This window comes from Microbacterium sp. NPDC087591, assembly GCF_044743625.1.
In the GTDB taxonomy this organism is placed as follows: Bacteria; Actinomycetota; Actinomycetes; order Actinomycetales; family Microbacteriaceae; genus Microbacterium.
This window is the reverse complement of sequence record NZ_JBIUWU010000001.1, coordinates 1,015,965-1,039,022: the sequence shown is the minus strand read 5'-3', so window position 1 is coordinate 1,039,022 and position 23,058 is coordinate 1,015,965. Positions and strand designations below refer to the sequence as shown.

Genomic DNA, 23,058 nt, shown 5'->3' with positions numbered 1-23,058 from the left:
CGCGTCTCCGGATCAGCGGGAGGCGGCGACCGTCTGCGTATTCGCGCCCGCGGTGATCGCATCGAGTGCGCGCCGCAGCGACGAGCTGGATGTGTGCGCGGTGTACGGGAAGTACACGACCTCGACACCCACCTCGGCGAACTCGCGCTCGAGACGGAGGCCCTTCTCGGTTCCGCGCCAGTCGTCGCCCTTGAAGAAGTGCGTGAAGCGCACGTCCTCCCACGCGTCCATCTTGGACGGGCTCGTCTCGACGTAGACGTCGTCGACGAAGGAGATGTGGCTGACGATCTCTGCGCGCTCCGCCGTCGGGATGACAGGCTCGATGCCCTTCACCTGGCGCAGCATCTCGTCACTCACGACGCCGGCGATCAGAATGTCGCACTGCTGCTTGGCGTGACGAAGAAGGTTGAGGTGCCCGACGTGAAAAAGGTCGAAAGCTCCCGCGGCGTAGCCGATACGCGTCCCCATGATCTCCCCAGATCAGAATTTCCCCAGAGCGGATCCCCATCCGCCAGCGACTCCCACAGCCGCATCGGATCAGTGTAGCGGACGCGCGGGCGTCGATGCGACCCCTGATCCGGCGCCGTCGTCGCTGTTCGCCGCAGGTCGTACGCGGTCGCGCGGGTTTCTCGGCCCATAGGAACCCGTGCGACGATGGTGCCGCAGGCCAGGCAGCAGGGGGAGGACGGCGCGTGGGGACAGCGGTGACGGTCATCGTGCCGACGTTCAACGAGCGAGACAATGTCGCGGAGCTCGTGGAGCGCACGGCCGCGGCACTGCGTGGACGCGACGCCGAGATCCTGTTCGTGGATGACAGCACCGATGACACGGCCGCCGAGGTCGCCCGCGTGGCCCCCGATGCGCCGGTGCCGGTGCGGGTCATCCACCGCGAGGAGAACACCGGAGGGCTCGGTGGGGCCGTCGTCGTCGGACTGGCCGCCGCGGACTCCGACATCTGCATCGTGATGGACGGCGACCTGCAGCATCCGCCCGAGCTGCTTCCCGCGTTGCTCGACCGTTTCGCCGACGGCGACGCCGACGTCGTCGCCGCCTCGCGCTACGTGGGCGGCGGGGACACCAGCGGACTGGGCACCGCGGTGCGTTTCGGGGTGTCGCGAGCGGCGACCTGGCTGACGAGGGCGATGTTCCCCATCCGCCTGGCACGGAGCACCGACCCCATGACGGGCTTCTTCCTCGTGGATCGCCGCCGCGTCGACGTGGCGGCACTCCGTCCGCAGGGGTTCAAGATCCTGCTCGAGATCCTCGCCCGCACCGACCTGCGCATCGCCGAGATCCCGATGGAGTTCGCCGAGCGCCGCCACGGCACCTCCAAGGCGAGCCTGCGCCAGGGAGTCACGTTCGTCGCCCACCTCGCCCGCCTCCGTTTCGGCAAGATGTCGCTGTTCGCGCTCATCGGCGTGATCGGAGCCGTGGCCAACATCGGCATCATGTGGCTCCTGGTCGCGCTCGGCGTGCCCTACATCTGGGCCGCGATCATCGGGGCAGAGGTCACGATCATCGGCAACTTCATCCTGCAGGAGCGGTTCGTCTTCGCCGACATGCGCACGGATGCCCGCGGTCTCGGTCTTCGCTTCGCGACCTCGTTCACGTTCAACAACGTCGAAGCCGCGGTGCGTATCCCGGTGATGGCGCTGATGGTGGAGAGCTGGCACATCTCCAGCGTGCTGGCCACCGGGCTCACGCTCATCGTGGCGTTCTTCGCCCGCTTCCTCTTCCACTCGCTCGTCGTCTACGCCCCGCGGCGTCGCGCGGCCGAGGCGGGTGAGCCGAAGCCCGATACCGCGACGCTGCGCGTCATCCGCGCGATCGATGCCGAGGCCATGAAGCCCGGCGAGCTCTAGCCGCCTGTCGCCGGGGTGCGCCGCGGCGCTGCGCGAGCAGCCGCGGCACCGCGTGCGAGGATGTCTCCGGGAGGGCGACATGAAACGCCAGGCTGTGGGAGCCATCATCGCGCAGGCCGTGCAGGCTCTGATCGGACTGCTGATCCAGATCCTCGTCGCACGCCTGCTGGGCATCGACGACTACGGACGCTTCGCGATCCTGTACGGCGTCGTGATCCTGGCCACTGCGGTGGTGACCGGACTCGTCGGGGATTCGCTCGTCGTGCTCGACCGCTCGCAGCGCACCGTGCGTGCCGGTCTCGAGGCGATGCTGCTCGCCTCGTCCGTCGTGCTCGGCGTCGCCGCCTTCCTGGTCGCGTGGGGCACCGGATTCAGCAGCGCCCTGGAGGCCCTGCTGTTCGCGGTCGCGCTCGCCGCCTTCTCGATCGAGGAGATCGTGCGGCGACTGCTGATCGCGCACATGTCGTTCATCCGTGCGGCGATCACCGACGTCAGCGGGTTCGTCGTCGCCTTCGGAGTGATCCTCGCCGCCCAGCTCACCGGCATCCTCACACTGAGCTTCTTCCTGGCAGCGATCGCGGCAGGACAGGTCGTGGCCTCCGTCGTCGGATGGTTCCTGGTGCCGAAGAACGACCGCGTGCTGGTGAGCTTGCGTGGCGCCGACATCGCGGCGGTCTGGCGGTACGGGGTGTGGCGCGGGCTGCAGCAGGTGCTGCGGCCGAGCCTGTTCACGACCGTGCGGCTGCTGTCGCTCGCCGCCGCCGGCATCACCGCGGTCGGTCTGCTCGAAGCGGCCCGTACCTACACCTCGCCCCTGATCCTCGTGATCGGCGGCCTGTCGTCCTTCCTGTTCGTGCGGTTCGCGGACCAGCGACGCGGCGGCGGCGCGACGAACTCCGTGCGTGAAGCCGACCGGGCCGTCGTCTTCCTGCTGGCGGGCACCGTCGTGATGAGCGTCATCGCCGTGGTCCTGATCCCGTGGGCGAGCCCGCTCGCGTTCGGCGTCGAGGTCGATCCGCTGGCTGTCGTCGCGTGGCTGGCCTACGGGCTGTCCGTGGCGATCGTGACGCCCTACGGCGCACTCGGGGCGGTCGGAGGCAAGCAGATCGCGGTGTTCCTGATCCGACTGTCGGACACCGTGTTGGCGGTGCTGATCGCCGTGGTCATGCTGATGCTCGACGCTCCGGTCTCGGCGCTCCCGTTCGGACTGGCCTTCGCGTCGATGCTCGGCGGCCTCGCCCTGCGGTGGCTCGTGGTGGCGTCTACGGGACCACGGCACCCGGAAAGCTGATGGGCGAGACACGCCCGAATGATACGTTTGGTCGCAGTGTGCGGGGGAGGGGTTGACGATGGAGGACGTTCCTTACGGACGGATCTTGCGCGAGGGGTGGCTGATCATCGTCGCGCTCGCGATCTTCGGCGCGGGCGCAGCATGGCTGGTCGCCAAGGCGCTGCCGGAGACGTATGCGGCCACGTCGACGATGCTGCTGCGCGTCGACTCGAGTGAGGCGTCGCTCTTCGAGCGCAACCAGTTCAGCCTCGCGCGCATCAAGTCGTATCCCGCGCTGATCGACAGCCCCGAGGTGATCGACGCCGTGCGGAGCGACCTCGCCCTCGATGAGGACGACTACTCCGACCGTGACATCCGGCGGATGCTGTCGGCGGAGAACACCGCCGACACCGTGCTCCTCGTGGTGCAGGCGGATGCGCCCTCGGCGAGCCTGGCCACCGATGTCGCGAACTCGGCGGCCACGCACCTCTCCGAGCTCATCAAGACGACGGAGAACGTCAAGGGCGATACGCGCTACACGGTCAACCTCGACCAGGTGCTTCCCGCCGTCGAACCGCAGTCGCCCATCTCGCCGCAGGTCACCGCGATCACCGGTCTCGGTGGTGTCGCCGGGCTCGCCCTGGGCGCGATCGTCGCCGTGTACCGCACCACGACCAACCGCCGGCTCCGCACGATCTCCGACGTCCGTCGGGCGACGGGACTCCCGGTCGTCGGCCAGATCCCTCGTCGCCGTCGCGTGCGCCCCGAGCCGGAGTCCACGACGCTCATGGCCTATGAGGAGACCGTCGGAAACCTGGCGGCTCTCGCCGGCGACGGGCTGCGCACGCAGTTGCTCGTCCCGTCATCGCCGGGTGCCATCGACGATGACACCGTGCTCGGACTCCTCAAGGCGCAGGAGGTCGTCGGCCGCAGCGCCTGCGTCGTCGACACCCGCAAGGAGCACGTCACAGGCGGGGCCTACAGTCTCGATGCCCTGTTGGACCACGAAGTCGACGGTACCGACGCGCGCCGCGACGACATCGACGACCGTGCTGTGATCGTCGCGCACGAGCCGGTCGCGACGGAGACACTGCTGCGGCGGCTGCCCGCCGCTGTCGAGCGTCTGCACGAGAGCTTCGACATCGTCATGATCATCGCCGAGCCCACCGAGTCCGCGCTGCTGGAGGCTCTCGTCGGCAGCGGTGCCGGCATCATCGTCACGGTCAAGCACAACAGCACATCGGCACCCGACCTCGTCGCTGTCGCCACGCGCCTGCGCGTGATGGGCATCCGTCCCGTCGGAGTGCTCATGATCAGCACGGGGCACGGGGCGCTCGGTTCCATCGCGGAGTCCTGGCGGGTGTCGGACCGAGGGCACGGCGGATTGCACGAGGACGCCGGCGGAGCCACGCGTGCGCATCGAGGCTGACGCCCCGGTGAACCACCTGCACGGTTCGGCGCACACGCCCAGCCGTGCACGACTCGTCGCGGTCGGAACCCTCTACATCCTGCTGATCGCCAGCGTGATCCCGTGGCGCAGTCAGACCATCTACAGCGGAGGACTCGACTTCGTGGTGGTCGCGAAGGCGCTGATCGCGTTGATCGCCTTCGGCTCCGCCACCCTGCTGGCGGTGCGCACCAGGGACCGGATCTCGATCGGCATCGGACCGGCGGCCGTGATGACCATCGTCATGCTGGTGAGCGCGCTGGGGGCCCTGGTGGCGGGCAACGGGGCCGCGACCATCGTGCTCGTGCTCCGCGTGTTCCTGGTCATGGCGACCATCCTCATCCTGCTCACGACCGTCCCGTGGACGGTCAGCATCCGCAGCCTCCTGACCGGGATGGCGCTGGTCGGCGTGGTCGCGGCGGTGACCGGTCTTCCCGGTCTCGTCTCGTCGGGGCGGCTCGGCGGCGGCATCCCCGAGATCCATCCCAACGAGCTGGCCGGTCTCGCCGGCGCGCCGCTGATCGGTCTCGTCATCGTGATGCTCCGACGCGGAGTGCGCCTCAACACGCTCGTCGCCTCCGTCATCCTGCTCACGATCGCCGTCGCGACCGGCTCGCGCACGGGCCTCGCCGCGATCGTGTTCGGCATCGTCGTGGCCGTGCTCGTGAACGGCATCCGCGACCGCAGCGTCGTGTACGCGCTGCTCGGCTGCCTCCCGCTCGGCTACGCCATCGCCTCGTTCACGAACGTCTTCGGCAGCCTCGCCACGCGTGCCGGATCCACCGACACCACCTCGGCGCTGGATTCCCGCTTCGACGCCTGGAAGGTCGTGCTCGGCTGGGGGTGGGACGAATGGCAGAAGTGGATCGGGCTCGGGCTCTCCGCCAAGACCGTGCCCGTCGACATCAAGTGGCGCGACGAGCAGGTGCTCGACAGCAGCTGGGTGTCGATCCTGGCGCAGTCAGGGCTCATCGGCGTCACCCTCGTGGCAGCGCTCCTGCTCTGGTGCGTCGTGACCGCCTGCATCTCGGCCAGCCGCCGGTGGTTGGTCCTGCCGTTGCTGGTGCTCGTGATCTTCCGCTCCACCACCGAGAGCGGACTCGTCGACAGCGCACTGCCGTTCCTGACGCTGATGGTGCTGGCGTCCGTCCTCACTCATCGCTCGCGGCACGGTGGTAGCGTGAGCGCTCATCAGGGCACGGAATCGGCGACGTGGCAGTGGGACGCGATCGCCGATCGGCAGGCAGTACGCGCAGCCGGTGCGCGGGAGAACTGAAGAGCGAGGGGAGACGAGCATGTCGGAGTCGGAGAGCGCACCGCGAACGCGGCGCATCTGGATCTGGGTCGCGGTCGCGGTCGTGGCGATCGCCGTCGCGGTGGGTGTCTGGGCATTCACCGCGGGGCAGCTGGCTGCCTCGCCCTCGAGCACGGCCTCGGAGACGCCGACGCCGCAGCCCACCGAGGTCGAGACGCCGACTCCCGGAGCCACGGCGCCCGTCGAGAAGCCGGACGATGCCACCGAGACCCCGCTCGACGAGGTCGTCGAGCTCGATCAGGGCGCGTCGATCAAGCTGGTGTCGGTCGAAGCCGTCACCGCCGGCCGCGACATCCCCGGCGAGAGCAGCGGCCCCGCCGTCAAGGTGGTCCTCAGTGTGACGAACACCGGAGACAAGCCTCTCGACACCGGCGGAGTGAGCGTCAACCTGACCTACGACGGCGACGACCGGACCCCGGCGCCCGCCGTCAGCGCGGACGATGCCACGGTCCTCCCCGCCTCGATCGCGCCGGGCGAGAGCGCGGAGGCGTCGTTTTATTTCGCGGTACCTGTTGCGTCCGACGGCGATATCCGTATCATGGTCGATATACTGGCTGCAGAATCAGACGTCGTGTTCGTGGGAGCGCGACCGTAAGCGCCGGTTGAGGGGAAATCACCGGCCCGGGCGTTGAGGGGAACGCCGTAGGGTTCGGTCGATCATGGACTGGGGAGTCTGATGAATTCTGGGGAATTCAAGCGCGGCTACGTACGCCGCCTTGTCACTGTTCTCGTGACCATGCTCGCGATCATCGCGGGCTCTTTCGTGGCGATGGCGCCCGCAGCAGCGGACGTGAGTCCGCCGGCGGGTGATCCATCCACGGTGACGGCCGATGCGCTGCCCACCGTGCAGATCAACGGCATCGTGTGGGACCAGGAGGTCGTGGGCAACGTCGTCTACGCCGCCGGATCCTTCTCGAGCGCGCGCCCCGCGGGTGCGGCCGCAGGGACGAACGAGACTCCTCGTTCCAACCTGCTGGCCTACAACATCCAGACCGGTGCGCTCATCACATCGTTCGCGCCGACCATCAACGCGCAGGTGCGATCGATAGAAGCCTCGCCCGACGGCACGCGCCTGTACATCGTCGGCGACTTCACCACGGTGAACGGCCAGACGCGCAACCGCATCGCCGCATTCGACCTGCCCAGCGGAACGCTCTCGTCGTTCAACCCGAACTCGAACGGCACCACGATCGGTGTCGACGCCACGAACTCGGCCGTGTACTTCACCGGCACGTTCGGCCGCGTCTCCGGCCAGGACCGCTTCGGTGCCGCCGCCGTGAACCGCGACGGAACGCTGCTGCCGTGGGCCCCGGTCCTCGGTGAGCGCCGTGGCCGCGTGGTGGTCGTCTCGCCCGACGGCACCAAGGTGGTGCTCGGTGGAGACTTCCCGACCCTGAACGGCAGCTCGAACCCGGGCTACGGGCTCGGCATGGTGTCGGCGACCGACGGCTCGCTGATCGTGCCCTTCCAGACCAACAACATCATCCGCAACGCCGGCAACGACGCCGCGATCCTGTCGCTCAAGTCCGACGCCGATTCGTTCTACGGAACCGGCTACGTCTTCGGCTCGGGCGGAAACCTCGAGGGCAGCTTCCGTGCGTCCTGGAACACCGGAGCGCTGAGCTGGGTGAACGACTGCCACGGCGACCAGTACGACGTGCAGCCCATGGGTGAGGCCGTGTACGCGGCCGGTCACTCGCACTACTGCGGAAGCCTCGAAGGTGGATTCCCGCAGAGCGACCCGTGGAGCTTCTACCGCGCGATCGCGGTCACCAAGGAGCCCTCGCGCATCACGCCGAACGGCCTGAACCTCGGCTACTACGACTTCGGGGGCAACCCGGCGCCGAAGATGCTGCACTGGTTCCCGAGCCTCAACACCGGAACCGTGAGCGGCGCGTACCAGGGCCCGTGGACGGTCAACGGCAACTCCGAGTACCTCGTCTACGGTGGTGAGTTCACCCGCGTGAACAACGTCGGGCAACAGGGGCTCGTGCGCTTCGCCGTGCCCTCCAAGTCCACGAACGCACAGGGACCGATCCTGTGGAACACGGACTGGCCGGCCAGCGCACTGCCGCTCGACGGATCGATCCGCGTGACGTGGCCGCTCAACTACGACCGCGACAGCGAGTTCCTCAAGTACGAGGTGCTGCGCAACAACGTCGTGATCAAGACGTTCGAGAACGTGCGCTCCAAGTCCAAGGACTGGGGTCTGCCTCCGATGACCTACGTCGACTCCGCCGTGGTCAGCGGCACCTCGTACACGTACCGCATCCGGGCGACGGACAACGAGGGGCACAACATCCTGGGCGGCGCCGTCACGGCGACGGCGTCGGGAACCGCGACGAGCAGCACGTACCGCAGCGCGGTTCTCGCTGACAGCCCGCTGGACTTCTGGCCCCTCGACGACACGGCAGGATCCGTCTCGTACGACTGGGCCGGGGCATCCGACCTCACGGTGAACAGCAACGTGAGCCGCGGCGTCTCCGGTGCGATCCTCGGCGACAGCCGCACGGCGGCCAGCTTCAACGGCGGCAGCAACGGCTTCGCATCGACGACCACCGCGGTCGCCGGTCCGCAGACGTTCGGCATCGAGGCCTGGTTCAAGACCACCACGACCGACGGTGGCAAGATCGTCGGCTTCGGCAGCAGTTCGACCGGCAACTCCGGCAGCTACGACCGGCACGTCTACATGCTTCCCAACGGTCGCGTCACGTTCGGCGTATACCCGGGGTCCTCGCAGACCATCGAGTCGTCGACGGCGTTGAACGACGGGCAGTGGCACCACGTCTCGGCCGGACTCAGCTCCGAGGGCATGGTCCTCTACATCGACGGCATCCGCGTCGCTCAGCGCAGCGACGTCACCTCCGCGCAGGGCTACAACGGCTACTGGCGCATCGGCGGTGACTCACCCTGGGCGGGATCGGACCGGTTCGTCGGTCAGATCGACGAGGTCGCGATCTACGCGGCGCCGCTGAGCAAGACCCAGGTCGCCTCGCACTACACGGCATCCGGACGCACGCTCGAAGGAGCCACCGCTCCCTCGGACGCCTACGGCGCTGCGGTGTACGGCCTCGAGCCGGCGCTGTACTGGCGGCTCGGCGAGTCCTCGGGCAGCACGGCGGCTGACAGCTCCGGCTACTCGCAACGGGGAACCTACTTCGGTTCGGTGACCAAGGGAGCGAACGGTGCCCTGAGCGGCGTCTCCAACACGGCGGCGACGTTCAGCGGCGGACAGGTGATCAGCCAGAACTCCTTCTCCAACCCGCGCTCCTACTCGCTCGAGACCTGGTTCAAGACGAGCACCACCTCCGGCGGGAAGTTGATCGGCTTCGGCAACAGCCCTGACGGCAACTCCAACAACTACGACCGCCACGTCTACATGACGGATGCCGGCAAGCTGGTGTTCGGCGTGTGGACCGGTCAGGAGCAGACGATCCGCACGGACGCCTCGTTCAACGACAACACGTGGCACCACGTGGTCGCGACGCAGGGCGCGCAGGGCATGCGGCTCTACGTCGACGGTCAGCTGCAGGGCACGAACCCCAACACCGATGCGCAGGACTACACCGGTTACTGGCACGTCGGAGGCGACGTCACCTGGGGCCCGGGCGACTGGGAGTTCGACGGCGCACTCGATGAGGTCGCCGTGTATCTCGCGCCGCTGTCGGCAGCCGACATCTCGCAGCACTACGCGCTCGGCTCCACCGGAGCTCCCGCGAACGTGCCGCCCACGGCGAGCTTCACCAACACGGTGGACAAGCTGAAGGTGAACGTCGACGGCTCGGCATCCGCCGACTCCGACGGCACCATCGCCGGCTACTCGTGGAACTGGGGTGACGGTTCGCCCGCCACCACCGGGGAGACCAGCACGCACACCTATGCAGAGGGCGGGCAGTACACCGTCACGCTGACGGTGACGGACAACAGCGGTGCCACCGCGACGTCCACGGCGTTGGTGACCGCGGTTCCCAACCAGCTCCCCGTCCCGTCGTTCACGACCTCCACGACCGATCTCACGGTCGCGGTCGACGCCTCGGCGAGCAACGACACCGACGGCACGATCGCCGGCTACTCGTGGAACTGGGGTGACGGTTCGCCGGCCACCACCGGCCGCACGACGACCCATGCGTACGCGGCCGACGGCCAGTACACGATCACGCTGACGGTCACCGACGACGAGGGCGCCACGGCGGAGAAGACCGCCTCGGTCACTGTCGCGGCTCCCGTCGGTGCGGTCACCTACGCCCGCGACGACTTCAACCGCACCCTGGCCACCGGCCTGGGCTCGGCGAACGTCGGTGGGGCCTGGACGCTGTCCAACACCGCATCCAACTACCGGGTGGACGGCTCGTCCGGGGTGTTCGTGCAGTCGGCGGGTGGAGCGCAGCGATACGCGTACCTCCCGTCCGTCTCGTCCACCGACACCGCGATCGACGTCGATGTGGCACTGCCGCAGCGTCCCGTCGGCGGCAGCGCGTACTACACGTCGCATGTCCGCCGCGTGGGTGCCGATGACTACCGGTCTCGTGTGGTCGTCGCAGCGAACGGTGCCGTGACGGTGCAGCTGCAGCGCACCACGACGATCCTGGTGAACGTGCCCACGTCCCTCACGGTCGCCGCGGGTGACAAGCTCCACGTCCGCACCGAGGCGACCGGCACCTCGCCGACCAACCTTCGCGTGAAGGTGTGGAAGGTCGGCTCGGCCGAGCCCACCAGCTGGACGGCGTCCACCACGGATTCGACCGCGGGTCTGCAGGCTGCCGGCGACGTCGGACTCGGTGTCTACCTCGGCGGCGGCGTCACGAACGTGCCGTTCCAGACGGGCTTCGACAACTTCTGGGCCGGTTCGAGCAACGGCGGGCTGGTGCCGCCGGCCAACGAGGCTCCGACGGCTGCGTTCGTCGCCACGCCGAACGGTCTCGCGGTCGCCTTCAACGGATCGACCTCGAGCGACTCCGACGGAACCATCGCCTCCTACGCCTGGGACTTCGGCGACGGGACCACCGGAACGGGAGCCACGGCGAACCGCACCTACGCGGCAGCAGGCACCTACACGGTGAAGCTCACCGTGACGGACGACGACGGCGCCACCGGGACGATCTCGCACCCGGTGACCGTGACGGCCCCGGCGCCGGGCAACCAGGCTCCGACCGCCGCGTTCACGACCAGCGTCGCCGGGCTCACGGTGAGTGCCGACGCCTCGACCTCGACCGATCCCGATGGCACCATCGCCTCCTACGCATGGAACTTCGGCGACTCGACCACGGGCACCGGGGCGACCGCGAGCCACCCGTACGCGACGGCGGGGACGTACACGATCACCCTGACCGTGACCGACAACGGCGGAGCCACGGCGACCACGACGCGCAGCGTCACGGTGACGGCTCCGGCCGCGGCCGGGCTCGTCCAGGACGACTTCAACCGGGCCGACGGTCTGCTCGGGGCCGCGCCGCTCGGCGGGGCCTGGACGCAGACCGCCGGGGCGGCGAACGTCGGCATCGATGCGAACCGTGCACGTCTCACGACGGCGGCGGCGAGCCAGACGCGCTCGGCGACGCTGAACACCACCACCTCCGACAGCACGGACCTGACGTTCTCGTTCTCGACGTCGACAGCGGTCACGGCAGGGCGTATGTACGTCTCGGCCCTCGGTCGCGTCGTCGGCGCGGACGACTATAGGGCGCGGTGGCTCATCGCCCCCAACGGCTCCGTCCAGGCGCAGCTGTCGCGCGGCGGCACCGTGCTCAGCTGGGTCGACATGACCGGCATCACGATCACACCGGGCACCGTGTACAACGTGCGCGTGCAGGTGTATGGAACCGGGACGACCACTCTGCGCAGCAAGATCTGGGCGGATGGTCAGACGGAGCCGCAGAACTGGCAGCTGTCGACGACGGATGCCACGGCTGCATTGCAGACCGCGGGATATACCGGAGTCACGACATATTCCAGTAGCGGCTATGGCCCACTGCCCTACAGTGTCTACGTGGACAACTACAAGGCAGTGAAGGTTCTCCCCTGAGTTTCGCAGAGTCGTACCGCAGCCTTCGCACGGCCCAGAAGGGTCGTGCGAAGGGTGCGCCGGCATACTCTCTCTACGTCAACAGGCCGGTGGGTCGTGTGTTCGCCGCGTTCGCGCACACGATCGGGATGACCCCGAACCAGGTCACCATCGTCAGCGCCGTCTTCACCTTCACCGGCATCGTGCTGCTCGCCACGGTGCCACCGTCGATCGGTCTGGGCATCGCCGTCTGGCTGCTGCTCGCGCTCGGGTACGCGTGGGACAGTGCGGACGGACAGGTCGCCCGCCTGCGCGGGGGAGGGTCGCTCGTCGGCGAGTGGCTCGACCACATCTTCGACGCCGCGAAGCTCGTCTCCCTGCACATCGCGGTGGCCATCGGGGCGTATCGCTTCTTCGACCTCGACTCCGCGCTCTGGATCCTGGTCCCGCTCGTCTTCAGCATCGTCGCCACCACGACGTTCTTCGGGATGATCCTGAATGATCTGCTGCGTGCACGGCAGGGTGTTCCACAAGCCGCCCAGGCCGGCGGATCCTCGCCTTTGCGCGCGATCCTGGGGATTCCGACCGATTACGGGACGTGGTGCTTCGCATTCGTACTGTGGGGCTGGACCGCCGGTTTCATGGTGTTCTATACGCTTCTCGCGTTGGCGGCGCTGCTCTATCTGGGCGCGGCTGTCATCATCTGGTTCCGTAAGATGAAGTCACTCGGCTGATTATCATGCGGGCCGAGCGTAGTCAATCGATTCGATTGATTATCCAGGACTTACTCAGCAAGCGCTTATACGGTCCATCGCAACCCGACGCTGTAGCCGGGTACCATCGCGCGTTCTCACGCCGCCCCCCACTGGCGCGAGAAGGTGCGGACGACTGCGAACCCGAGAAAGCCTCCCCCTCCATGCGAACTCGATCCCTGTCCACTGCCGTCGTGCTCGGCGCGCTCATCGCCCCGCTGATAATCGGAACCCCCGCTCTGGCCGCCACGGACGATCCCCTCACCCTCTCCGACGACATGAACCGCACGGTCAGTCGCGGTCTGGGCTCGTCAGCCGCCGGCGTCACCTACGACGCCGTGCCTGCCGCATCCTTCTCCGTCGCCGGCGGCGTCGCGAAACTCGCGCCGATCGCCTCGGGGGCGACCGCGACTCTACGCCCCAAGGCGGTGTCGCTCACCGACTCCACGCAGTCGGTCGTCTTCACGTTGCCGGCGCTGCCGAAGTCGGGGTCTGGTGTGTACCTCAGCCTCCAATCCCGGCTCACCTCATCGGGCTTCTATCAGGTGCAGGTGCGTGTCGATCCTCGCGGCGTCGTGCTGTTGGAGGCGCTGCGCGTGAACGGCAGCACGCAGACCTCGCTCGGGCATGTCAACGTGCCTGAGCTGAAGGTCAAGGCCGGAGTTCCGCTCACCCTCGAGACGCGGATCACCGGCTCGAGTGCCGTCACCATCGACGCTCGTGTGACGGCGACTGCTGCTGCCCCGGGTGCGGGATGGAAGCTGTCGGTCGCCGACAAGGCCGACGCTCGGCTGACAGAAGCGGGTCGTACAGGAGCCCGTGTGTACGTGTCGCGTTCCACACCGGCGCAGGCCGTCGCCTTCGATGACCTGCGGATCACCGAGAACGTGGCCGCTCCGCCGGCGCCCCCGACGGCGCCGAAGCCTCCGGTGACGCCGACCACCCCCACCACCCCCACCAATCCGACGACTCCGACATCTCCGACGACTCCCACCGCGCCGACGACTCCGGCGACGTCCTCGTCGATGCCGGCCTGGAACCTCACCGGTTCCCGGATCAAGCCGGGTGCTGCGGTGCCCGGCGCCACGTCCTACGCGGTCCCGGCCGGCGCCGTTTTCGTGAAAGCGTCGGCGACGACGTCCGGTACGGGCACCGCGGCATCGCCCTACTCGACTCTGCAGCGTGCGGTCACGGCGAGCCCCGCCGGATCGACCATCGTCGTGCGCGGCGGCACGTATCACGAGAACGTCACCGTGCCGGCAGGCAAGCGCGTCACGATCCAGTCGTACCCCGGCGAGGCCGTGTGGCTCGACGGATCCGAGAAGCTCACCGGATGGAAGGCCAGCGGGGCTGCGTGGTACGTCAGCGGCTGGACGCAGGACTTCGACTCGACCCCCAGCTTCACGAAGGGCGAGGCCGATGGCACTGCCGCCGGCTGGCGCTGGCTCAATGCGGACCATCCGATGGCGGCGCACCCGGAGCAGGTCTGGATCGCCGGCGCGCCGCTGCGTGAAGTCGGTTCGCTTGCGCAGCTGAAGGCCGGTACGTTCTTCACGGACACCGCGGCGGACCGCCTTTACATCGGCTCCGATCCGGCGAAGGGCGAGGTGCGGGCCTCCACCCTCACCAAGGCCATGTCCGTGCGTGCGGAGGGAACCGTCGTTCGAGGGATCGGTGTGCGCGGCTACGCCACCTCGGTCTGGATGATGGGTGCCGTGACCGTCGAGGCGCCGAAGGCGACGATCGAGAACGTCGCGCTCTACGACAATGCGTCCACCGGTCTGTTCGTCGGGGCGGCGGATGCCACCCTGAAGAACGTCACCGTGGCACGCAACGGCCTCATGGGCATCGGTGCGAACTATGCGGATCGACTCAAGGTCACCGGGCTGCTGGCGGTGGAGAACAACTCCGAGGGCTTCAACACCTCCCCGGTCTCCGGCGGTCTGAAGATCGCCAAGACCCAGGCCTTCAGCGTCACGGACTCGGCCTTCCTCCGTAACAACGGGCCGGGGCTGTGGACCGACCAGTCGGTCTCCGACATCGACATCGCTCGCAACGACTTCGCGTTCAACACGGGAGCCGGCGTGTTCCTGGAGCTCTCGCATCGCGTGGACTTCGTCAACAACCTGGTGCTCAACAACAAGGGTAACGGGGTGAAGATCAACAACACGGGCAGCGTGCAGATGTGGAACAACACGATCGTCGGCGGAAACCGCACGGTGAACATCGTGCAGGACTCCCGCTCGGCCCTCGACCCTTCGGTGCCGGGGCACGACCCCCGACGTCCTCTGGGGGATCCGGGGATGCCGTGGCTGATCAAAGACATCACGATCGGCAACAACGTCATCGCCCAGAGCTCGGGGAACTGCACGCTGTGCGTCGAGGACTACACCGCGAAGTACACGGGTGCGCAGCTGAAGATCGTCTCGAACGGGAACGTCTTCCAGCGCACCTCGGCGGCCACCCCGTCATGGCTCGTCATCTGGTCGCGTGGTTCGGTGAACCCCAACCCGGCGATCTACACCTCGCTGAGCGCCTACACGACGGCGACCCAGCAGGACAAGAGGTCGGTCAGTGTGGATGCGCGGGCGATCACGGGGGCCAACGGCGCACTCCTGCCGGCCGACGCGGCGGCGTTCGCCGCCGTTCCCACGGCCCCGGCGAGCAGTGTGACCGGACTGATCGGCACCACGCAGGCGCGCCTGGGGGCGATCTTCCCCTGACCCCGCGCTGACGATGGCCTGGCCAGGTTTGCCCCGGCCAGGCCAACGTCATACGGGTGCCTTGGGTGCCTTGGGTGCCTTGGGCGCCTCGGGCGACGAGGTCCGACGGCAGGCCCTGACGGCAGCTGTGGATGTCGCACTGCCCGCAGCATGTGCCGACACAGAACCGCGCGGGGTCCGTCTGACGGATCCCGCGCGGTTCGCCCCGGAACCCCCGGGGGATGCCCTGGTCAGAACCCTGAGGCCCGTGGCCTCAGGGTTCTGACTCGTCCTACTGGGCGGGACCCGCCCACAGGTTGTCGTAGCTGTACACCAGCGGCACCGAGGTCGCACTCGCCGACAGGTAGCTGTTGACGCCGACGTAGCCGGGTGCCTGCAGCACCGCAGTGCTGTCGGTGATCGTCGAGGCCCAGGCAGCCGGCTCGGTGGTGCCCGTGCGCCACACCTTCGCCTTGAGCGTCGTCGCGTTCGTGCCGGTCACCTGGAACCGCACGTTGAGCGAATCCGGACCGGTGACCGTCAGACCGGAGATCGTCGTCGAGGCGAGCACCGTCTCGGTGCCGGCCACGGTCTTGGTCAGCCAGAGCGCGACGGTGCCGTTCGCTGCCACGCGGAACTTGGCGCGGTAGTCGTTGGCGCTGTCGATCTGACGTCCGATCGCGGAGAAGTAGTAGCCTCCGCCCGTCGACGGCTGGTTGAACGCGACGGTGTACCGCTCCTCCGTGTTCGTCGAAGGCGTCGAGCCGGCCAGCACGGCGGAGTAGTTGTTCCCTGCCGAGAGCGTCACCTTGCCGACCCCATCGGCGACCGAGAACTTGCTGAGCGCCGTCGCCGTGCCGGGAAGCATGGTCCACGAACCGCTGGTTCCGGAGTTGCCCCAGCCGTTGGTGGCCGTGCGATCGAAGGTGTCGGTGGCCCAGACCGCGGGAGCGGTCGCGGCGACCTGCGCCGAGGTGGTCGCCGATGCGCCGCGGTTGTCCTTGACCTCGAGGGTGACCGTGTAGGTCCCCGCCGTGGTGTAGACGTGGGTTGCAGTGGCTCCGGTGCCCGTGGTGCCGTCGCCGAAGTCCCAGGCGTAGGAGGCGATCGTGCCGTCCGGGTCCGAGGAACCAGACCCGTCGAAGGCCACGCTCAGATCGGTCACGGTCGACGTGAAGGCGGCCGTCGGTGCGGCGTTCTGTGTGATCACGACGTCCTGCGTGGTGGAGTGCGTTCCGCCGCGGTTGTCGGTCACCGTGAGGCGCACCGTGTAGGTGCCCGTCTGCGCGTAGGTGTGCGTCGCTGTCGCGCCGGTCCCGGTGGTGCTGTCGCCGAAGTCCCAGGCGTAGGAGGCGATGGTTCCGTCAGGGTCGGCCGAGGTCGATCCGTCCACGCTCAGATCGCGCTGATCGCTGGTCGCCGTGAAGGCGGCCGTGGGGAGCTGGTTGGCCGGCTCCGTCGCGGTCACGCTGCGCGTGGTGCTGGTCGATGCGCCGCTGTCGTCGGTGACGGTGAGCGTCACGGTGTAGGTGCCGGCTGCGGCGTAGGTGTGCGTGGCCGTCACCCCCGTGCCGGTCGCGCCGTCGCCGAACTGCCAGGCGTAGCCCGTGATCGCGCCGTCCTGGTCGGCCGATGCCGCGGCATCGACCGCGACGCCGAGGTCCGTGACCGTGGGCGTGAACGCTGCGGTCGGTGCCTGGTTCGCGGGCGTGCGTCCGGCTGCGGCGAAGTGCGCCCGGATCCGGTCGCCACTCAGAGCGACGGGGTAGACGGCCACCTCGTCGAGGGTGCCCGCGAGGTAGTTGCTCGTCGTGCCTCCCCACGTGCGGTCTGCGCCGATCCGCCAGTATCCACGCTGGTTCAGAGCGCCGGTGACCCCGTTGCTTCCGATGAGCTGGGTGTCGACCCAGAACTTCATTCCGGCGCTGCTCTGCGTGGCGACGACGTGATGCCACTGACCGTCGTTGAACGCGGTGGACGAGGTGATCGTGGTCTGGGTGCCGTTGTTGGCACCGAACACGAGCTTTCCGTTCGACTGCATCGTGACCTGTCGGTCGATGCTGCCCGCATTGCTGCTGAGCCCGCTCGTCGTGTTGCCGAAGCCGATGAGCGTTCCGCCCTTGTTCGAGGTCGACTTGAACCACAGCTCGGCGCTGTAGGCGGAGGGGGCGTTCCACGCCTCCTGGGCGACGATCTGAGCGTTGGTGCCGTTGAAAGTGGTGGCGGAGTCTCCCGTGACCGCGCCCGTGACATTCCGAGTCACGGAGCCGGCCAGGTTGCCCGTCGTCCCGCCGACCGCGGAGTCCCGGATGGTGCCGGCCGTGGTCTCGTTCAGGCGCCAGTAGAGGTCGGGGGAGTCCGTCGACACCGCGGCACCGTATGCGTCGGTGGGCGATGCCGTCCAGGCGGACGAGCGCCCGCTGGAGACGTAGTGCGCCTGGATCTCGCTCTTCGGAAGGGCCTTGTCGTAGACGGCGACGTCATCGATCGTCCCCGACAGCGAGGCGTCGGAGGGGCGGTTGGTGAAGCCGCTGGTCTGGTCGGCGCCGATGCGCCAGTAGCCGACGTACGACTTGGGCGTCGTGTAGCTCTGATCGCGGCCCACGCGGACGCCGTCGACGAACAGCTGCATGCCGGATGCGCCGACGGTGCCCACGACGTGGTGCCACTGGCCGTCGTTGATGCTGCCTCGGCTGAACACCGTCCGGTACGAGCCGTCGTTGATGGCGAAGTTCGCCCGGCCGGAGCTGTCGAGGTAGAGCACACGGTCGGTGTTGGACGCGGTGGACGTCCCCGTCGCCGAGTCGCCGAAGCCGACGATGCGCCCGCCGCGCGAGCTGGTGGTCTTCACCCAGGCCTCGACCGTGACGGAGGAGTCTGCCGCCGACGCATCCTTGGTCGTCATCTTCGGGTTGCTTCCGCCCGCCGAGGTGACCGCCTTGTCGCTGTCGTTGGTCAGAGCGCCGTTCGCCCCCTGCGTGAGGGTGGTGGAGGTGCCGGGAGCGTCTCCGACGTCATCCGCGTAGCGCGTGCCTGTGGTCTCGCCCAGGCGCCAGTAGTGCGTGGCGCCGCTGGTGCGCACCGCCGAGCGGTACGTCGATGCGGGAGTGCCCGACACCGTGATGTACGGCGACCATGCGCTCCACTGCACGTTGCCGTCGGAGTCCTTCGCCCGCACCTGGTAGCGCACCTGAGTTCCGGGCGTCTGCCCGGTGTCGGTCGCGCTCAGGCTCGGGAGCTTCCAGAACTCTCCGTCGGTCCGGGTGAAGGTGGCGATCTTCGTCGCCGGGCTGCGGAACACGTCGTACGTGATGGCCGCGCTGTCGCGATCCCAGACGCTGCTGAACGGCACGCGCACGACACCGGCCTCATCGGAGTACGGAGCAGGGGTGAATGCGGCCGTGTTGATCGGGCCGACCGTGTGCGGCGACACGGTCCGCTTGCCGAAGCGCACCAGGCCCTGCTGTGCGACGTTGTTCACCTTCGGGAACTCTCCGCCCAGCACCACGTAGTCCGCATTGCCGGTGACCGACCATGCTGCTTGTCCGGCTGACGTGTAGGTGCCGAACTCGAGGTCCGGGTACCAGTGCAGCAGGCCCGTGTAGGGCAGTCCGGTGAAGTCCCAGCCGTAGGCATCCTTCTTGGTCGTCGTTCCCGTCGGGAACGTCGGCTCCGCCGTCGCCTTCTGCCAGCGCGAGCGCGGGTCGGTGTCAGGGAAGGCGCCGATGACCGAGCAGTCGTGCCGGTGGCTCGCCGTGTAGAGCACCTGACCCTGGGGGAAGCTCGCGTAGGAGTCGCCGAGGCAGTCGTTGACCCAGTTGATCTGTCCCGTGTACGGATCTGCTGCGAACGAGCCTTCGAAGTTCGCGCCGGTGCCGAACGCGTAGCCGGTGCCGTACACCTGGACGCCGTCGGTGCTCAGGCTGGAGATCGCGCCGTTCAGGCCCGCGGTTCTGATACGGCCGGTCGCGGCCCACGGCAGCGGCTCTCCGGTCGCGACATCGAGCGAGGCCATGCCGTAGACGGATGCTCCGTTGAGCTGCGTGAAGGAGCCGCCGATGATCACGCGGCTGCTGTCGGGGCTGGTCACCATGTCCCAGACGAAGCCGTCGCCACCCGCGGATGGCGCCCAGTCGGTGATCGCCTTGGTGGTGGTGTTCCACGCCGCGAGCTCGCTGCGGGGCTTGCCGCCGCTGGAGCGGAAGTTGCCGCCGACGTAGACCGTGTCGCCTGCGAAGGCGAAGCCGCGGACCTGTCCGTCTGCGCGCGGGGCCCAGTCGAGCATGGCTCCCGTTGCGACGTCGAAGGCGGCGACGTGCGCGCGCGCCTGGCCGTCGACGGTGGTGAAGTCGCCGCCGAAGTAGACGGTCTTTCCATCGGGTGCGGCTCGGACGACAAGTCCCTGCGCGTCCATGGTGTGGCTGAAGTTCGCGATCGGGTTCCCCGTGCGGATGTCGAACGCGAAGATGTTGTTCGCGTCGATCTCACCCGCGCCGCCGGCGGCGACCCCCGGCGGGCGCGCCTTCGTGAAGCTGCCGGTCACGTACACGGTGTTGCCCACGACGGCCTGGCTCCACACGACGCCGTTGATCTGCCAGGTCGGCAGGGCGTCGGCGGTGACGGTCTCAGGCAGTGCGGGTGTCTCCGCCGCGGAGGCGTTCTGCGCGGGCCCGACGAACACCAGCAGCGCTGTCAGCATCGTCGCTGCCGTGGCGAATGCGGCCAGTGTCCGACGGAGGCGCTGTGCACCGGTCGTTCGGGTCATGACGGTTCCTTCGTGAGAGGGTGTGAAGTGAGGGGCGGTCGCCGGTCTGCGCATCATCAGCTCAGACCGCCCCGGAAGACGGCGGACGTGTGGATGGCGTCGAAGTCGACGACCAACGTGATCTCGGATCGCGCGTCGGTCGGAACCGCGAACGCGTAGTAGGCCTTCGCGGTCGCGCCGGGCTTCAGGGCGCCCGCGAAGTCGACGGTCTCGGCATCGGCGGCGTAGACCTTCGTCAGCGGGGTGCCGTCGGCATCGAGCAGGGTCAGCACAGCCGTGCCGAGGTCGATGGCGTCGTCAGAACCGTTCGTGATGGTGATGGTGAGACGCGCATACTCGCGTCCGGGGAAGCTGCCGGGGCCCTCCGAGGTCTCCTTGTCGAAAGACACGTCGGCGATCTCGACCTTCACGCTGTCCTGGTAGGACACCGCCCCGGATGTGGATGCCGGTTCGGCGGTCTGCGTCGGCTTCGAGACCTTCCCGTCGCGCACGACCTTCGCGATCGGCTGATCGGGATCGGTGGCGTCCGACGTCGTCGATGGCGATGGAGAACCCTCCGTCGACCCGCTCGGTGCGCTCGTCGACGTGTGCGCCGACGGACTCGGTGTGGCGCCGCCCTGCGGCTCACCTGTGCTTGAACACGCGACAAGAGCCGCGCAGAGTACCAATGTTGCGACGCACGCGTACGCTCGAACAATCCCCACGATTGCTATCCCCAGTTTTCCCCAATGGGGGAAGCCGTCGGATCCGTGTACGGATTCCGCCGATCGGTGTCATACCCCTATGACACGCATTCCCCAGATTTGATCAGGGTAGCGTGTCGCGCTCAGGAAAGCCAGCGAAATCTGCGAACTGGTCCCCGCCCGGGGCGAGGACCCCTCAGCGAGTCGAGAAGCGCGACATCACGGCGAGCATCTCCGACTGATAGCGCGCAGTGTTGAACCGAGCACTCGCCTCGGCCGCGTCGGCCAGAGCGACGGCGCGGAACCGTTGCCAATCGTCACGGATCCGGCGGATGCCCTCCGCCAACGCCGGAGCGTCGTCCATGGCGACCATCACGGCGGAATCGAATCCGGATGCCGCTTCGCGCAGGCCGGTGTGGTCGGCGACCACGACGGGGCGGGCGCTGAGGATGGCTTCGATCACGACATTGCCGAACGATTCATCGGCGCGAGAGGGGACGATCGCGACGTCGGCCGCCGCCACCGCCTCCCAGACGGAGGGGAGGAAGCCGACGAAGCGTACGCGATCCTCGAGTGCGAGGGCGGTCACGCGCTGGCGGAGTTCGGCCTCGTACCACTCGTACCCGGGGAACACATCACCGACGATGTCGGCCCGCGCATCGACGCCCTGATCGCGCAGCTGCGCGATCGCATCGACCACCAGGTCCACGCCCTTGCGCGGCGAGAGGCGGCCCACGTATGCCACGCGAAGGGCCGAGTCGATGCTCTCACGCGGCGGCGTGACGACAGCGGGACCTTCGACGCCGTTGTGGACGACCCACACATCGCCGGTGCCGGCACGCGCCTTCGGACGGCACACCCGCAGGCTCGTCTCCGAATTGAAGACGATGCCGTTCGCGAGTCGCAATGGCGCGGTGAGGAGTCGGCGCGATGCGGGTGACAGCGAGGCTTCCGCTTCGTGCACGTACACGACTCCCGGCCGCCGCGACAGGCGTGCAGCCAAGGTCCAGAAGGGTGTCGTGAGGGTGTTGGCGAAGACGATGTCCGCGTTCACGTCGCGGATGAGTCGACGCATGCGGGGGAGGGCCGATAACGTCGTCCGCAGCAGCTCGATCATCCCTCGGGGCGAGAGCATGCTCTTGCGGATGATGGGCGCCGCAAGCACCCGTACCTCCGCCCCGGCCTCGCGGAGGTACGGAATCAGCGGTCCGTCGACCGAGCAGGTCGCCACCACCCGGTCGCCCGCTGCGCGGAACGCTCGCACGGCCTCCAGGACCATGCGATCCGAGCCGTAGAGGTCCGCGGAGGGGTTCGCGACGAGGATGGTCCGCCCGCTGGGCGCGACGGCGTCTGTCATCGCGCCGGGGTGCTCGCGCTCGGCCAGTACTCGTCGACCAGGCTCACCGTGGAGGCGATGTTGGCACGGCTGGACGCGCCGAACACGATCGACTCGAGGTTCGGGAGTCCGCACACCCACTCGATCGCCTCGCGCGGGGGCACCGCACCGCTGGCGAACACCGACATGGCGACCGCACGGAACGGGCGCTTGTCGATCGCGTCGAGATAGGCCTCGACGCCGCCCGACATCCGGAAGCCGATCTTGTTGATGTTCGAGCAGACGATCGGGTTCTCCACCCCGACGGCGTCCAGGTCGTCGAGCAGGCGGGGCAGGTTCATCGTGATGAAGCCGGGCTCCGCGTTGTACCGCTTGCGGACGTGGTCGGCGAAGATGCGGAAGGCATCGCGGAATCCGAGTCCGGACAGGAGGTCCACCACGACGTTCTGCATCCAGATCACGGGAGTGGAGAGCCCGGTGAACATCTTCAGCTCGGCGTCGATGAGCAGGGTGGAGATGCCCTCGATGTCCTTGCGCGCCAGCGACGACGTGCCGCGGGCGATGCTGTCGAGCAGGCCGTCCTCCGGCAGGAACTTGCGGATGGCGCCCAGGAAGCCGTCTTCGGTCACGGCGTTCGCGTACTTGTGCGCGTACGGCATGCCGGGGAAGAACTTCATCTCGGGGTAGCGGTCCGGATTCGCGCGGACACGGTCTGCGACCTCGCCGATGCGCTCGTGCGTGGTGCACATGAACGTGTGCACCCCCTCGTCATAGGCGGCGTCGAGGACGTTCATGATGGCGTCCAGGTTCTGGAAGCGCATCTGCTGAGCGCGAGCCTTCTCCTCGGACATGTGGTTCACGCCGAAGAACTGGTTGTCTCCGAACAGCAGGCGGTCCATCTTCGGTGCGGCGGTCTCGGTCATCG

13 protein-coding genes are annotated in these 23,058 nt (G+C 68.2%); 8 read left to right on the top strand and 5 right to left on the bottom strand.

Going from position 1 to position 23,058, the window contains the following annotated elements; genetic code table 11:
* Window positions 1-12: 12 nt before the first annotated feature.
* Window positions 13-468 (bottom strand): adenylyltransferase/cytidyltransferase family protein, encoded by a 456-nt coding sequence (locus ACIOVG_RS04865; protein ID WP_400869622.1) that lies wholly within the window; start codon window positions 466-468, stop codon window positions 13-15.
* Between the two features lie 224 nt (window positions 469-692).
* On the opposite strand from ACIOVG_RS04865, the gene ACIOVG_RS04860 reads away from it, so the two are divergent.
* The 8 genes from ACIOVG_RS04860 (at window position 693) to ACIOVG_RS04825 (ending at window position 15,370) form a co-directional block, all read left to right on the top strand.
* A complete protein-coding gene (locus tag ACIOVG_RS04860; protein ID WP_400869620.1) occupies window positions 693-1,862 on the top strand; it encodes a glycosyltransferase in 1,170 nt (389 codons plus the stop codon).
* A 79-nt stretch (window positions 1,863-1,941) separates the two neighbouring features.
* On the top strand, window positions 1,942-3,153 hold the full coding sequence (locus ACIOVG_RS04855) for a lipopolysaccharide biosynthesis protein (RefSeq protein ID WP_400869618.1): 1,212 nt from the start codon (window positions 1,942-1,944) through the stop codon (window positions 3,151-3,153).
* 58 nt (window positions 3,154-3,211) lie between these two features.
* Window positions 3,212-4,561: a hypothetical protein gene (locus ACIOVG_RS04850; protein ID WP_400869616.1), complete on the top strand. Its 1,350-nt coding sequence runs from the start codon at window positions 3,212-3,214 to the stop codon at window positions 4,559-4,561.
* Window positions 4,545-5,855: an O-antigen ligase family protein gene (locus ACIOVG_RS04845; RefSeq protein WP_400869614.1), complete on the top strand. Its 1,311-nt coding sequence runs from the start codon at window positions 4,545-4,547 to the stop codon at window positions 5,853-5,855. The genes ACIOVG_RS04850 and ACIOVG_RS04845 overlap by 17 nt, the downstream gene beginning before the upstream one ends.
* A 19-nt stretch (window positions 5,856-5,874) precedes the next feature.
* Entirely contained in the window at window positions 5,875-6,489 is a 615-nt protein-coding gene (locus ACIOVG_RS04840; protein ID WP_400869613.1) for a hypothetical protein, read from the top strand.
* A gap of 81 nt (window positions 6,490-6,570) precedes the next feature.
* Window positions 6,571-11,916 (top strand): PKD domain-containing protein, encoded by a 5,346-nt coding sequence (locus ACIOVG_RS04835; RefSeq protein WP_400869611.1) that lies wholly within the window; start codon window positions 6,571-6,573, stop codon window positions 11,914-11,916.
* A gap of 128 nt (window positions 11,917-12,044) precedes the next feature.
* Complete coding sequence (locus tag ACIOVG_RS04830) at window positions 12,045-12,629, top strand: CDP-alcohol phosphatidyltransferase family protein (RefSeq protein WP_400869609.1); 585 nt, start codon at window positions 12,045-12,047, stop codon at window positions 12,627-12,629.
* Between the two features lie 182 nt (window positions 12,630-12,811).
* Window positions 12,812-15,370 carry a right-handed parallel beta-helix repeat-containing protein gene (locus tag ACIOVG_RS04825; protein ID WP_400869606.1) on the top strand — a complete coding sequence of 853 codons (2,559 nt, stop codon included), beginning with the start codon at window positions 12,812-12,814 and terminating at the stop codon, window positions 15,368-15,370.
* Between the two features lie 271 nt (window positions 15,371-15,641).
* Here ACIOVG_RS04825 and ACIOVG_RS04820 read toward each other — a convergent pair whose 3' ends face one another.
* From ACIOVG_RS04820 to ACIOVG_RS04805, 4 genes are all read right to left on the bottom strand, one after another.
* Window positions 15,642-20,114 carry a PKD domain-containing protein gene (locus ACIOVG_RS04820; protein WP_400869603.1) on the bottom strand — a complete coding sequence of 1,491 codons (4,473 nt, stop codon included), beginning with the start codon at window positions 20,112-20,114 and terminating at the stop codon, window positions 15,642-15,644.
* Window positions 20,115-20,170: 56 nt separating this feature from the next.
* On the bottom strand, window positions 20,171-20,605 hold the full coding sequence (locus ACIOVG_RS04815) for a DUF4352 domain-containing protein (protein WP_400869600.1): 435 nt from the start codon (window positions 20,603-20,605) through the stop codon (window positions 20,171-20,173).
* A 388-nt stretch (window positions 20,606-20,993) separates the two neighbouring features.
* The gene (locus ACIOVG_RS04810) at window positions 20,994-22,154 is read right to left on the bottom strand and encodes a glycosyltransferase family 4 protein (RefSeq protein WP_400869597.1); all 1,161 of its coding nucleotides are present in this window, start codon (window positions 22,152-22,154) and stop codon (window positions 20,994-20,996) included.
* Window positions 22,151-23,056: a hypothetical protein gene (locus tag ACIOVG_RS04805; RefSeq protein ID WP_400869594.1), complete on the bottom strand. Its 906-nt coding sequence runs from the start codon at window positions 23,054-23,056 to the stop codon at window positions 22,151-22,153. Before ACIOVG_RS04805 ends, ACIOVG_RS04810 begins: the two co-directional genes overlap by 4 nt.
* Window positions 23,057-23,058 lie beyond the last annotated feature (2 nt).